This is a genomic window from Actinomyces gerencseriae DSM 6844, from assembly GCF_000429265.1.
Lineage (GTDB): Bacteria > Actinomycetota > Actinomycetes > Actinomycetales > Actinomycetaceae > Actinomyces > Actinomyces gerencseriae.
In genome coordinates, this window is the sequence record NZ_AUBN01000020.1 from 18,106 (window position 1) to 31,034 (window position 12,929).

General features: G+C 72.4%; 10 protein-coding genes. 2 read left to right on the forward strand and 8 right to left on the reverse strand.

Features of this window, described 5'->3' with window-relative positions; genetic code table 11:
• Nucleotides 1-68: 68 nt before the first annotated feature.
• The 4 genes from G448_RS16005 to G448_RS0109155 form a co-directional block, all read right to left on the reverse strand.
• Nucleotides 69-515 carry a TA system VapC family ribonuclease toxin gene (locus G448_RS16005; RefSeq protein ID WP_051268854.1) on the reverse strand — a complete coding sequence of 149 codons (447 nt, stop codon included), beginning with the start codon at nt 513-515 and terminating at the stop codon, nt 69-71.
• On the reverse strand, nt 502-735 hold the full coding sequence (locus tag G448_RS0109145) for a DUF2191 domain-containing protein (protein ID WP_026407725.1): 234 nt from the start codon (nt 733-735) through the stop codon (nt 502-504). Before G448_RS0109145 ends, G448_RS16005 begins: the two co-directional genes overlap by 14 nt.
• Before the next feature lie 72 nt (nt 736-807).
• Nucleotides 808-1,035: a type II toxin-antitoxin system antitoxin gene (locus G448_RS0109150; protein ID WP_026407726.1), complete on the reverse strand. Its 228-nt coding sequence runs from the start codon at nt 1,033-1,035 to the stop codon at nt 808-810.
• Between the two features lie 3 nt (nt 1,036-1,038).
• Nucleotides 1,039-2,016, reverse strand: a complete 978-nt coding sequence (locus G448_RS0109155; RefSeq protein ID WP_026407727.1) for an SPFH domain-containing protein — start codon at nt 2,014-2,016, stop codon at nt 1,039-1,041.
• Nucleotides 2,017-2,270: 254 nt separating this feature from the next.
• On the opposite strand from G448_RS0109155, the gene G448_RS0109160 reads away from it, so the two are divergent.
• A complete protein-coding gene (locus G448_RS0109160) occupies nt 2,271-3,707 on the forward strand; it encodes a replication-associated recombination protein A (protein WP_026407728.1) in 1,437 nt (478 codons plus the stop codon).
• Nucleotides 3,708-4,115: 408 nt separating this feature from the next.
• The gene (locus tag G448_RS16010; protein ID WP_051268856.1) at nt 4,116-5,783 is read left to right on the forward strand and encodes a hypothetical protein; all 1,668 of its coding nucleotides are present in this window, start codon (nt 4,116-4,118) and stop codon (nt 5,781-5,783) included.
• 228 nt (nt 5,784-6,011) lie between these two features.
• Here G448_RS16010 and G448_RS0109170 read toward each other — a convergent pair whose 3' ends face one another.
• The 4 genes from G448_RS0109170 to G448_RS0109185 all read right to left on the reverse strand — a co-directional run bounded on the left by G448_RS0109170 (nt 6,012) and on the right by G448_RS0109185 (nt 12,158).
• Nucleotides 6,012-6,422, reverse strand: coding sequence for a DUF488 domain-containing protein (locus tag G448_RS0109170; RefSeq protein WP_026407729.1), 411 nt, complete (start codon nt 6,420-6,422; stop codon nt 6,012-6,014).
• A gap of 163 nt (nt 6,423-6,585) precedes the next feature.
• A complete protein-coding gene (gene pulA, locus G448_RS0109175) occupies nt 6,586-9,567 on the reverse strand; it encodes a pullulanase-type alpha-1,6-glucosidase (protein WP_026407730.1) in 2,982 nt (993 codons plus the stop codon).
• Nucleotides 9,568-10,116: 549 nt separating this feature from the next.
• Entirely contained in the window at nt 10,117-11,004 is an 888-nt protein-coding gene (locus tag G448_RS0109180; RefSeq protein WP_026407731.1) for a fructose bisphosphate aldolase, read from the reverse strand.
• A 278-nt stretch (nt 11,005-11,282) separates the two neighbouring features.
• On the reverse strand, nt 11,283-12,158 hold the full coding sequence (locus G448_RS0109185; RefSeq protein WP_026407732.1) for a DUF5926 family protein: 876 nt from the start codon (nt 12,156-12,158) through the stop codon (nt 11,283-11,285).
• Between the last annotated feature and the right edge of the window lie 771 nt (nt 12,159-12,929).

A 12,929-nucleotide genomic window follows, 5' to 3' on the forward strand; every position in this document is an offset into this window, starting at 1 on the left:
CCGGGCAGTACATGTCCGAGCGGTCGGAACGCCCGACCGGATCGCCCACGCCGCCGTCGGCCCGTCCCTCAGTCGACGGGGATGACCTCGACGAAGCGGCGATCCTCGCCCGTCAGAGCCGCAGGGATTCGCGCGTCCAGCGTCGCCAGCAGGGCCCCGGAGCGCGCCGCGAGGCCCACGAGGTGGAAGTCCGTGATCTGACGGTATCCGACGAGCCCGCTGACATCGATGGCAGGAGCGGTCAATGACGCCGAGTCCTCGATGAACTCGTGCCCGCTGACCGAGCAGAACGTCCTCAAGGCGTCGAAGACCTCCGAAGCGCCGAGCTCGAACCCCGTGACATGCGGGTTGAGCAGGAGCCGGCAGTAGGCGGACTCGGTGATCGGGCACGTGGCCCACGCGCCGACATCCTCGAACCAGCTGGTGGCGGCCTTGTGATGAGCGTGATTGGCCAGAGAGAGCGCAAGCATCACGTTGACGTCGAGCAGGCGCAGCGGCCGCTCACTCGTCGCCATCGCGGTGCCTCTCGACGAGGTCGAGGGTCACCGTATGGGGCGGGTTCCCCTGCGGAGGTGTGAAGACGGGGACCCCGCGAGAGCCGGAGTCCGGTCCGCCACCGCGAATCCCGCGCAGCGCGTAGTCCGACACGGCCCGGCCGAGGGAGAGGCCCTCGCGCCGCGCCTTCTCCCTCGCGACGGCGAGAACACCGTCATCGATATCCAGCGTCGTTCGCATGAGAACACAATAGCATCACCGCATCTCTGCATCATCGCTCCAGGACGCGGCGCGACGGCATTGTCGGCGACGTCACTCGTTCTCGCGCGACTCCCCGGAGTCCCTGTCCTTGCGCGGCCGCCCCCGCCCGCGCATGGGCGCCGCCCTGACGCCGCGCCCGGCGTCGTCGAGCGCGCGGCGCAGGATGACCTCGATCTGGGCGTTGACCGAGCGCAGGTCGTCCGCCGCCCACCTGGCGATGGCCGCGTGGACGGCGGGGTCCAGCCGGAGCAGGACCTGCTTGCGCTCTCTCCCGGCCACGGCTCAGGCGTAGAGGGACCCGGTGTTGACCACGGGCTGGGTGCGCTGGTCGGAGCACAGCACCACCAGGAGGTTGGAGACCATCTGAGCGCGGCGCTCGTCGTCCATGTCGACGATGTCGTCGTTCTCCAGGCGCCTGAGGGCCTGGTCGACCATGGTCACGGCGCCCTCGACGATCTGCTCGCGGGCGGCGATGACGGCGCCCGCCTGCTGACGCTGCAGCATCGCCTGGGCGATCTCGGGGGCGTAGGCGAGCGAGGAGATGCGCACCTCGACGATCTCCAGGCCGGCCAGCGCGACCCGGGTGGCGACCTCGGCCGCCAGCTCGCCGGAGACGAGGTCCGTGCCGCCGCGCAGCGAGGTCTCGCCCGGGCCCGGCTCGTCGTAGGGGTGGGTGGTGGCCACGTGGCGCAGCGCGGACTCGGCCTGGGCCTTGATGAACTCCTCGTAGGCCTCGACGGCGAAGACGGCGCGGGCGGTGTCGGCCACCTGCCACACGACGATGGCGGCGATGGTGACGGGGTTGCCGTCCAGGTCGTTGACCTTGAGCTCGCTGGTCTCGAAGTTGTGGACCTTGATGGAGACCTTCGTGCCGGTGGTCAGCGGCGGGACGAGCGCGAGCCCCGGGCGCCGCACGGTGCCGACGTAGCGGCCGAAGAACTGGCGGACGCTGGTCTGGCCGGGGACGACGATGACCAGGCTGGCGAGCATGAGCAGCAGGGTGAGCGCCAGGACCACCGAGGCGCCGACGGCGAGCGCCACCGCCGCCGGCTCGCCCTCGTCGAAGGCGTCAGTGGCGACCCTGGCGAATGTGGCGACGCATCCGACGATGAGGACCAGGTAGAGGATCAGGGCGAGGAAGGCCGCGCCCGAGCCGGCGGCGCGCGCGGGCCTCTCGGTGATATCGACGCGGGCGGCGGACGGCTCGGGCGCGTTGCCGCGCGGAGTCGTCGCGGCGGGGGAGATCGGCTTGTCGGGCATGTCTGGCACGGGGCCTCCTCGGTGGTGCCGGCGCCGGGCGGGATGCGCGCGCCCGGGAGGACCGGATCTAGCAAAATGATATCTATTTTCGGAGGGCGTGCAACCGGATCGCGCACGGACCCGGTGCTCGACTCGGGCCCGCTCCCCGCGACGGCGCGGGAGGACAGCCCCGCGTTCGTCCCGGCGCTCCGCGACGCCGACCGGCGGTTGAGCAGCGGCGCGGAACGGCGACGGCTCACCCGTAGCCTGGTCCCATGAGCTCCGACGCCCCCTCGCTCTTCGACGCCGCGACGGAGGACGGCGGCCCCGTCGTCGACGACCCGACGCGGCCGCTCGCGGACCGGTTGCGCCCGCGCGCGCTCGACGACGTCGTCGGCCAGGACCACCTGCTGGCCCCGGATGCGCCGCTGGGCCGCATGATCGCCTCCGGCCACCTGTCCTCCATCATCCTGTGGGGCCCGCCCGGCTGCGGCAAGACGACCATCGCCCGCCTCCTGGCCGATCGCACGGGTCTGGCCTTCGACCAGGTCAGCGCGACCTTCTCCGGGGTGGCGGACCTGCGCAAGGTCTTCACCGCCGCCGCCCGCCGCCGCGGGATCGGGCAGGGCACGCTCCTGTTCGTCGATGAGATCCACCGCTTCAACCGCGCCCAGCAGGACTCCTTCCTGCCCTACGTCGAGGACGGGACGGTCGTCCTGGTCGGCGCGACGACGGAGAACCCGAGCTTCGAGCTGAACGGCGCCCTGCTGTCGCGCTGCCAGGTCCTGGTCCTGCACCGCCTGGATGAGGCCGCCCTGGCGGATCTGCTGGAGCGCGCCGAGGCGCTCGTCGGGCGGGCGCTGCCCCTGACCGGCGACGCCCGCTCCGCGCTGGTGGCCATGGCCGACGGCGACGGCCGCTACCTGCTGAGCATGGTCGAGCAGGTCCTGGGCTGGGCGCGCGCCGAGGGCCGGGGCAGCGGCGGCGATGCCGGGCGCAGCGCCCGGCCCGAGGACGGGAGCCCCGGTGACGGGAGCGCCGACGGCGAGCCGCTCCTGGACGCCGAGGCCCTGGCCGCCGCCGTCGCCTCCCGCGCGCCCCTGTACGACAAGTCCGGCGAGGAGCACTACAACCTCATCTCCGCCCTCCACAAGTCCATGCGGGGATCCGACCCCGACGCCGCCCTGTACTGGCTGGCCCGGATGCTGTCCGGCGGGCAGGACCCGCTGTACGTGGCACGGCGGCTCGTGCGCTTCGCCAGCGAGGACGTGGGAATGGCCGACCCCGCCGCGCTGCAGACGGCGCTGGCCGCATGGAGCGCCTACGAGCGGCTGGGCTCGCCGGAGGGCGAGCTCGCCCTCGCCCAGGCGGTGGTCCACCTGGCCACGGCGCCCAAGTCGGTCGCGGTCTACCGGGGCCTCGGGCGGGCGGGGCGAGCGGCCCGCCGCACGGGCTCGCTCGCCCCGCCCGCGCACATCCTCAACGCGCCCACGCGCCTGATGAAGGACCTCGGCTACGGAGCCGGCTACCAGTACGACCCGGACGCCGACGACGGATTCTCCGGTGCCGACTACATGCCGCAGGGGTACCCGCCGCCGGATGAGCGCGAGCCCTTCTACGAGCCGACCGACCACGGGTACGAGCGCCGCATCCGCGAGCGCATGGCCCACTGGGAGGAGCTGCGCCGGGAGCGTCGGGGATCCCGGGACTGAGCACGGCAGCGGCGCAGGAGCATGCCCGCCGATCGCCGTCGTCCGAGTACGCCGCATCGCGGAATGCCCAAAAGATGCGCGGAAGCCGCGCTTCTGCGCCGTCGTGCCCGGCCTCCGGCACCCGTACGCCTGCGCCGCCGCCCGTGCCGCCCGCGGCATGCGCACCCGGTGATCCCACTCGGGCGGCCGCGCCACGCGGACCGCCCCGGGACGATCCAACTGGTCGGTTCAGCGCCCACGCCCGCCGCCGCCCCGAACGGGTGCGCACCGCGCGGACGCAATGGTCGTCCCCCGAACGTCACCACGCTCCCAGCCGAGTGTCGGGGCGCCATCACGTTGTCAACAGGAGGCGTCCATATAATTTTCCCACGCATGTATTTCGTTGCGCCGCCGATCCGAAGAAGCACCATGAGTATCCTCGCCCGCATCCAGTGGCACGACCGTCCGGCCGACGGCATCGCCCGCTACCTCTCCGAGGTCCGAGCCTCGTTCGCGACCTGGGCGACGGACGGCGCCCGGAACTCGCTCACCGACGGCGAGCACGTCATGACGACGGCCGACCGCCACCGCACGGTGAGGGTCCGCAGCCCGCGCGGTCGCGCCCCCGGCGGCGACGCCGACCTCACCGGTTTCGAGGGGATCGCCTGGGACGCGCCGATCGGCGCTGCGGGAGCGACGGAGACCGCGACCGGCGCGACGGGAGCGACGAGCGCCGCTGCGGGCGCGACGACACGATGGGAGGTCGTCGTGCGGGCCGTCGGCGACGACGAGCGCATCGATGTCGTGGTGGAGAACCGGATGGAGTCGTCGGATCCCACCCGGCGGGTCTCCATAGGACGTCCTCGCGTCGTCGACGACCTGCTGTCGATCCAGGGGATGCCCCGTCTGGGTTCGTCGCGGCTGCTGTCCTCACCCGAGGCCATTCCGGCCATCGGCGTCCCGATCCTGGTCGACGAGGTACTGCGATCGCCCGGGCACCTGCTGCCGGTCATCGTGTGCACCCAACCGAACCATGACGATGAGGACGCATGGCTCGCCCGCGCCGGCATGATCGCCAAGCGCTCCAGGGGGTTCGCCAACGTCTTCACCCTGGACCGCGCCGCGGCCCGGGCCTTCCGGGAGCATCTCGGCGACCTCGGGGCGTGGAACGGCTGCGTGCGCGTCTACTCGCCGGCGCCGCTCGACCAGGACGGCGACGGGTGGCGCCACCGGTACTTCCTCCTCAACCGCTTCCAGCCCTCGTGGGGGCCCGGCATCGACCGCGTCATCGAGGCGGCCGCGGCGATATCGGCCCGGCTGCCCACGCCACCGACGCTCGCCGTGTTCTCCCCCGCGAGCGGGAACGACGGCGGCGACCCGGCGTCGCTCGACCGGGTGCCGGTCCTCGAAAGCGATCTGGCGGACGCGCTGGCCCAGGCCGACGCCCTCCGCGAGGAGCTCGAGGAGCGCGAGGGCGAGATGAACCGCCTTCGCGGCCACCTCGCCCGCCTGCGCTCGCAGCTCGATGAGATCGGCCGATCGGAGATCTACTGGGGTGCCAAGGACGACCCCGGCACCGACGTGCCGGACACCGTCCAGGACATCGAGGAGGCCGTCCTGGCGGCCCAGACTTACCTCACGGACGACCTGTGCCTGCCCGACGAGGCCAGGCGCGATCTCGACCGTCTCGTCGCGATCCCCCAGGCGACCGTGTGGGGGGACACCACCTGGAGGGGGCTGCGGGCGCTGGCCGCCTACGCCAGGTACTGCCGGGAGGGGAGCTTCCGCGGAGGCTTCTGGGAGTGGTGCAACGCGGGCTTCCCCGAGAGCTGGCCCGCCACAGACAAGAAGCTGTCGATGACCGAGAGCGAGACCGTCCGGAACACGCCCAGATTCAACGACCGCCGGCTCCTGCCGGTGGCCAAGGCAGTCAACCCCACGGGCAGGACCCATATGTACAGCCACCTCAAGATCGCCGAGGGCGGTAAGGACCTCGCCCCGCGCGTCTACTTCCACGACGACACCGACGGGAGCACCGGCAAGGTGCACATCGGATTCATCGGCCCCCACTACCTCATGCCCAACACCAGGTCGTGAGGCCCTCACCCCCGCACGAGTCGGACATTTCTGCGCGAAACCGGCATTTCGGCGCGAGTCCGACGGCGCCGTCGTCGGACTCGCGCCAGGATGCCCGACTCGTGATCCGGCGACCGGGCGCGGCCCCACCGAACCGATCTCGACGCGGACCGGATCGAAGTCGCGCCGGCGCGCCCGGTCCGCGCCGCGCAGTCCCGCGCCGATGGGAGAACCGGGCCGCGACCCGTCTCAGCGGGGCAGGTCCGGGTCGTCCACGCCGAGGACGGCCTCCCGCAGCACCCGGGCGTGGGTGCGGTTCCGATCGTGCCCGGCGATCAGCAGGGTGACCCGGCCGCCCAGCGCCTCGGCGCGCAGTTCGTCGACCGCCTCCACGGCCCGCGGCTCCTCCTCCAGCTCGGCGCGGTAGGCGGGCACGAACCGCTCCCAGGCCAGGTCGCCGGAGTGGAAGGCCCGGCGCAGCGCCGTCGATGGCGCCGCGTCCTTCGCCCACTCATCGAGCGCGGCGCGCTCCTTGCTGACCCCGCGCGGCCACAGTCTGTCGACCAGGACGCGCCGGCCGTCCTCGTGCGAGGGCTCATCCCGCACCCCCTTGATGACGACGTCGGCGGCGGCCGGGAACTCGGTTCGATCAGGGCTCATGCACCCACCCTAACTCCGGACGGGAGGGCCCGACCCGCCCGGGACAGGGACGAACCGATCTCGACGCGGAACCGGACCGATCTCGAGCCGGAACTGAACCGATCTCGACGCGGAACTCGACCGATCTCGACGAAAAGAGGCGCTGAGGAACCGGGCCCGGCGCTCAGTGCTCGACGAGCACCGCCACCGTGCGCGCGGGCACCGTCACCGTGCCGGTGGCGGTGTCGAAGCGCGTCTCGCGCACCACCGGGTCCGACCCGTGAGCCTGGACGTCGGAGAGCACCAGGAAGCGGCCCACGAGGGCGTCGACGCGCTGGTTGATCTCGTGGGGCGTCGCGTTGAGCACCACCACGACCCCGTCCAGCGCGGGGTCCACATCCGCCTCGCCGGCACCGTCGTCGATCACCATGATGATGACGCCGGGCTGCGCCCGCGGCCCGCTGGCCGGGAAGGTCACGCGCTCGTGGATGAGCTCGGCGGAGCCCAGCGAGAAGAGCGGCGTGCTGCGCCGCAGGCGCAGCAGGTCGAACGCCTGCGCCTGAGCGACCGCGATGTCGTGGGTGGTGGGGCGCAGCTCGTCGTGCGCGAGCAGCTCGGCCTGGATGATCCACGACTCGAAGTTGCGGTCCGCCGGGGGAAGCCCCCGCCCCCAGCCGTTGTCCCGCCCGGCCCAGTCGAGGGCGTTGAAGTGGTCCCCGGAGTTGTGGGAGTCGCCGTCCAGGGACTTGCTGCGCAGCAGCTCGCTCCCGGCCGCCCAGAAGGCGGGCGTCTGACCCAGGGTGATGGTGGCCAGGCACAGGGTGTTCATGCGCACCCGGTCCGCCATGGGCGTGGACAGCGGCAGCTTGTAGGCGAGACGGTCGAAGAGGGTCTCGTCGTCGTGGGAGGACACGTAGGCGATGGAGTCCACGGGCTGGGTGCCGTAGGCGGCCGGGGTCTCCCCGTAGCCGATCTCGTCGCCGCGGCGCCACCGCCCGTCGACGGCCTGCAGCGTGTAGTCGCGCAGGTTGCCGGCCAGCGACAGCCGCATCAGGTCGGTGCGCCAGGCGAGGTCCTTGTGCGCCTCGTCCTTCATGCGCTTCTCCAGGGCGTTCGGATCGGTCAGCTCCCCGTTGCCCAGGCCCTGATCCGTCCGCGGGTCGGCCTGCTCGAAGTTGCCGCCGTGAACGGCGTCGCGAACGCGATCGTTGAAGGTGCCGATGCCCAGCTCGCCGAGCTGTCCCTGGCAGGCCTGGCGGAACAGGGCGTTGCCGGCGACCTCCCCCAGGCTCCAGCCCTCGCCGTAGAGGTAGACGGGGTGGCCGACGGCGTCCTCGGCGATCTCCTCCAGGGCCTCGCGCAGGCGCGCCATCGTCCCGACGCTGTGGTGGCCCATGAGGTCGAAGCGGAAGCCGTCCACCCGGTAGTCGCGCACCCACGCCACGCACGCGTCGATCATGATCCTCTCGGCCATGGCGCGCTCGGTCGCCACATTGTTGCAGCCGGTGCTCGTCTCGATGGCGCCGTCGGCGTCGAGGCGGTGGTAGTAGCCGGGCACGATCCGGTCGAGCACGGAGTGCGGATCCTGACCCGCGGCCGCGGTGTGGTTGTACACCTGGTCGAGCACCACCTGCATCCCCATGCCGTGCAGCGCGCCCACCATGTCGCGCACCGCGCGGGTGCGGGCGCCGCCGTCCTGGTGGCCCTCGCGCGCGTAGGATCCCTCGGGCACCATCCAGTGATAGGGGTCGTACCCCCAGTTGTAGGCGTCCTGGTCGGCCACGGCGGTCACGGCCGCCTGAGGGCGGCGGGAGGCCGCGGAGGCGTCGACCGGGATCTCGGGCACCCTCTGGTCGGCCCGATCCTCGGGGACGGTGGGCATGTCGAAAATCGGCAGCAGGTGCAGGGTGTCGATGCCCGCGTTCGCCAGCGCGCGCAGGTGACGGGTGCCGAGCGAGTCGACCGTGAACGCCGCGTAGGTGCCGCGCAGCTCGGCCGGCACGGAGGCGTCGGCCGCGGAGAAGTCCCGCACGTGAAGCTCGTAGATGACGCGGGCGGCGTCGGAGTCGACGACGGGGCTGAGGTTCTCGCACCAGGCGGCGGGCTTGAGGCTGCGCTGCCCCAGGTCGACGGCGACCGAGCGGCGCGAGTCCAGGGTGAGGGCCGCGCTGTAGGGGTCGGTGACCCGGTTGAGCTCGACCCGGCCGGTCGAGGGGGCGAAGACCTCGACCTCCCACAGGTACTGCGCGCCGGCGCCGACTTGGCCCGCGCCCACCTCCCACCGGCCGTCGTCGAGCCGACGGGCGGGCAGGCGCACGGGCGAGTCCTCGACCAGGGGGACCGACCCGGTCGGGTCGCCGGTCTCCCAGACCAGGAGCGTGACGGTCAGAGCGGTGGGCGCCCACAGGGCGAAGGCCGGGAGCAGGGCGGTCCCAGCGGAGGCCGGGCGCCCGGAGTCGGAATCGCCGTCCCCGCCGCCGTCGGCGCTGTCGGAGCCGCCGTCCCCGGCGCCGTCGGCACTCTCCACCTCGACGAAGTGGACCCCCAGGGGCGCCGAGCCGTCGCGCGCCGAGGCGGCCCGCCCCCAGAACCGATCGATCAGCGGCCAGATCTGCACTCCCGTGTAGGCGGTGAGCCACCCGCCGGTGGCCGCGGTGGTGCGCTGGACGATGGCGAGCTGCCCGGTCAGGAGCTCCTCGACGTCCGCGCGCTCCAGACGGGAACGACCGAAGTCGTCGGTGGTCGTCAACGCCAAGTAGCCGGCCAGCTGGGGGTGGGCGGCCACGAACTCGGGGGCGATCTCACCGCTCAGGACGAGCGGGAACTCGGACCCGCGGGTTCCGCGGCGCAGCAGCCCGCTCTCGACATGGACCCGCCCATCGGGGGAGGCGACGAGCCCGAAGCTGACGGGCGGAGCGCTGCGGGGGGGACCGCCATCGGGGCCCACGCACATGGCGTGCGTCACTCCATGAGGCAGCAGGTCGACGGGCCAGGCTAGGGTCGTCTCATCAACCCAGTAGGCCCGAGCCCGACCGCTTCCGGGAACCGTTCGCCGCACCGGGGCGTCATGATGGCGGTGCGGGCCGGGGCCGGTCGGCAGGGTCGCCGGCGCTGCGCGATCCGAGGTTCCGGCGCCGGGCTGAGGGTCATGAGGGTCAACAGTCATAAAGCACCACCTTCCTGAGTAGGCCCAGCCTTGCACGTCGGGCCACGGTCCCGCTAGGGCCGGAGGGCTCATCATTGTGCGATCTTTGTCCGGACAGCGAACCAGGCCGCTCGATATCGAGGCCCATGGTCCCAAACATCCAGGAGAGCATCGGCGCTTATGAGGCTCGTCACGCAGCATGTTCATGCGAAGCGATGACGCCCCGCCCGGGCTCGTCCGGGAGGGCGGGCGCCGACGGTGCGGGCGGACCCGAATCGCCCCGCCCGGATCCTCCGCGACACCGGCCGGCGCAGCACCCCCATCGTCATTGCCGGTCCCGCCCGGGCCCGCCCTGCAAGCCGGTTGGCCGTTCGCGCCGAGGCGCACCCCGCCCGGACCCGCCACCCGGGTCGCCGGACCCGCCGCTCCTCGACGGCGCCGCAGGGCACGGCGGCCGTCGTCGGAACCCCAACCGACGACGGCCGCCATCAGGCGCTGCACCACTGCCCGGAGCGCCCAACCGGGCTGACGGACCGGCCCGCGGGCCGACCCGGGGTCGTAGGCCCCGCCTCAGGCGACGCTCGCCTCGTAGACGCCCTTGGCGGTCGCCGCGAGCACGGAGTCGAACTCCTCCTGGCTCTGGGAGTCGCTCAGCCCCTCCAGCAGGGCGCGCGAGAAGCTCGCGATGAGGCCGGGGTTGCGGGCCAGGCGCGCGTTGGCATCCTCGCGCTCGTATCCGCCGGACAGAGCCACGACGCGCATGACACGCGGGTGCCTCATGAGCTCGGAGTACAGGCCGTCCACGGTCGGGATGCTCACCTTGAGCATGACGTCACTGCCGTCGGGCAGGGCGTCGAGGTGCTCGGTCAGCGCAGCGACCAGCAACTCCTCGGCCTCGGCCTTGTCCGGGGCGTGGATATCGACCTCGGGCTCGATGATCGGGACCAGGCCCCTGGCGATGATCCGCTCGGCGATCTCGAACTGCTGATCGACGACGGCGCGCACGCCCTCGGGGTCGGCGCCCAGGATGACCGAGCGCATCTTGGTGCCGAAGATCCCGGCGGACACCGCGCGATCGAGCAGCGCGTCGAGCTCGGGCATCGGCTTCATGACCTTGGCGTGGTGCTCCTCGTCGGCCAGGCCCTTGTCGACCTTGAGGAAGGGGACGACATGCTTGACCTCCCACAGGTACTCGGCGGTGGGACGGCCCTCGATCCGACCGTCCATGGTCCGCTCGAAGAGGATGGCGCCGATGATGCGCTCGGAGGTGAAGGCCTTCGAGGTGATGACGCGGGTGCGCATGGCATGGACCAGGTCGAACATCTCGGCGTCGTTCGAATAGCGCTCGGGGCCGACCCCGTAGCCCGCCAGGGCCTTGGGCGTGGAGCCCCCGGATTGATCGAGCGCGGCGATGAAGCCCGCTCCGTGCCGCATCTGCTCGGCCTGCTGCTCGTTCACGATGGTCTCCTGTGATACGGGGGTGCCGCGGCGCTTCCGCGGTCGGGCCCGACCGGCCCTGCGGCCACCACCCTACATGAGATTGATTTTCATGTGCACCCCCTGCGCGCACCCGAGCCGTGAGAGCCCCTACGCGGCCGCCCTGCGGTGACCGCGGGGCACTGCAACCGCGACGGGCGACGGCACCGGACACGCGGCCGCCCCAGCGGGGCTGCGGCCCGGCGGGTCCGGCGGGCGATTCCAACCCGACCAGACTCGACCCGCCGGACCGCGCCGTCCTACAGGTTCACCTGGCGGGAGATGATCCCGGCCCTAGCGCGGCGGGCGGCGGCGTCCAGCGGGGCGTCGTCGGCCATGGCGGCGTCCAGGCGCTCGGCCATGGCCCGCATGGACGCGGTCAGCTCCTCGGCCTCGGTGCCCGGGACCAGCTCCCACACGGGGATGGCCAGACCGCAGGCGCGGAAGGCCCCGACGAAGCGGGCCCCCTCCTCCAGGTCCGACTCGCGGGCCGCGTGCACCCGCGCGAAGGCGTTGAAGAAGTCGTCCTCGTCCTCGCCTCGCACCCAGCGCACGAACTCCTTGCCGTTCATGCGGCACCAGTAGGCGTGCTCGACGCCGGGCACGGGCGCGGTCGGGGCGATCTCCTCCTTGGCGTCCTCCAGCGACCGCAGCACCTCCGGGTTCTCCGCCGTCTCGGAATCGAGCCAGAAGTCGAAGGTCTCGCGCACGTCGAGCTCCCCGACGGCCTCGGCGTCGAGGATGTCCTGGAGTCGTTCGCCGGGCTCCGGCAGGCCGCTGGCCGTCAGCGCGGTCCCGGCGCTCAGGTCGAGGGCGCTGAGCAGAGCGGCGGCGACGTCGCGGCTGGCGTCTCCGGAATGCATGCTGGTCTGCATGGCGACGAGGACCTCGCCGTCGGCGCGCTTGAGAGCCCGGGCGAGCTCGGGCAGCAGGGTGACGAGCCTGACGTCGCCCCCGCCGTGCTCGGCGTTCAGCCGCACGATCATGGTGGCGGCCGGGAGGATCTGCATCATCGCGACCAGGTCCTGCTCCCCCGCGAGTCCCTCGAAGGGACGGGCCACGAACGGGATCTGCTTCTTCTTGGGGGCCTTGGTCGCGACGTCGGCGCGACGCCGCTGGCGGTTCTTCTTCGACATGCCGGTCAGACTACCGGGAGGCCCGACGACGACGGCGCACCGGTCGCCGAGCGGTTCGGGCCTGCGCGCGCCCTCCGCGCACCGACTGCTGAACGACTCCGAGGCTCGGACTCGCCCGCCGTGCACCGACTGCTGAGCGGTCCGGGATGCGCGTCCCGCGCGACGGCGGGGCGGCGTAGCACGGGGAGGCTCCCGCGCCGATGCGTCTGCTCGGTCCCGCGCACGAGGGCGGGACCCGACACCGGAGCGCATGAATCGCTGATCCGCAGCTCGGTCCCGCACGCGAGGGCGGGGCGACACCCTCGGCCTGGTGCGGCATGCCGCCATCACGACCGCCCCGAAGACGGGGCGACACCATCCGGCCCTTCATGTGCGAGGGCGCGGTCGGAGTGGGCGAGTGCCGGTGGTTCGGCACCTTGGAGCCCTGCGCGGTCGTACCCGGAGGCGCGCGGTCGTACCCGGAAGCGCGCAGTCGTACCCGGAAGCGCGCAGTCGTACCCGGAAGCGCGCAGTCGTACCCGGAAGCGCGCGGTCGTACCTTAAAGACCCTCTAAGGTACGACCGCGCGAAGTTGCGTACGACCGCGCGCGCCGGGGGTACGACCACGCGGCTTTACGTACGACCGCGCGGGACCGATGACGCACGGCGACGAAGCGGCATACGCTCCCCGGCGCCCCGGGCTCCACAGGCCGACGGCGCACGGCGCGCGGACCAGCAGCGCAGGACTGCGGGACCCGCGGAACGCAGCAGAACCCATGCCGACGCCAATGC

Excerpts from the sequence above, each read along its gene's own strand:
- G448_RS16005 (WP_051268854.1), bottom strand. The coding sequence starts at position 515 with ATGGCGACGAGTGAGCGGCCGCTGCGCCTGCTCGACGTCAACGTGATG.
- G448_RS0109145 (WP_026407725.1), bottom strand. The coding sequence starts at position 735 with ATGCGAACGACGCTGGATATCGATGACGGTGTTCTCGCCGTCGCGAGG.
- G448_RS0109155 (WP_026407727.1), bottom strand. The coding sequence starts at position 2,016 with ATGCCCGACAAGCCGATCTCCCCCGCCGCGACGACTCCGCGCGGCAAC.
- G448_RS0109160 (WP_026407728.1), top strand. The coding sequence starts at position 2,271 with ATGAGCTCCGACGCCCCCTCGCTCTTCGACGCCGCGACGGAGGACGGC.
- G448_RS16010 (WP_051268856.1), top strand. The coding sequence starts at position 4,116 with ATGAGTATCCTCGCCCGCATCCAGTGGCACGACCGTCCGGCCGACGGC.
- G448_RS0109170 (WP_026407729.1), bottom strand. The coding sequence starts at position 6,422 with ATGAGCCCTGATCGAACCGAGTTCCCGGCCGCCGCCGACGTCGTCATC.
- pulA (WP_026407730.1), bottom strand. The coding sequence starts at position 9,567 with ATGACTGTTGACCCTCATGACCCTCAGCCCGGCGCCGGAACCTCGGAT.
- G448_RS0109185 (WP_026407732.1), bottom strand. The coding sequence starts at position 12,158 with ATGTCGAAGAAGAACCGCCAGCGGCGTCGCGCCGACGTCGCGACCAAG.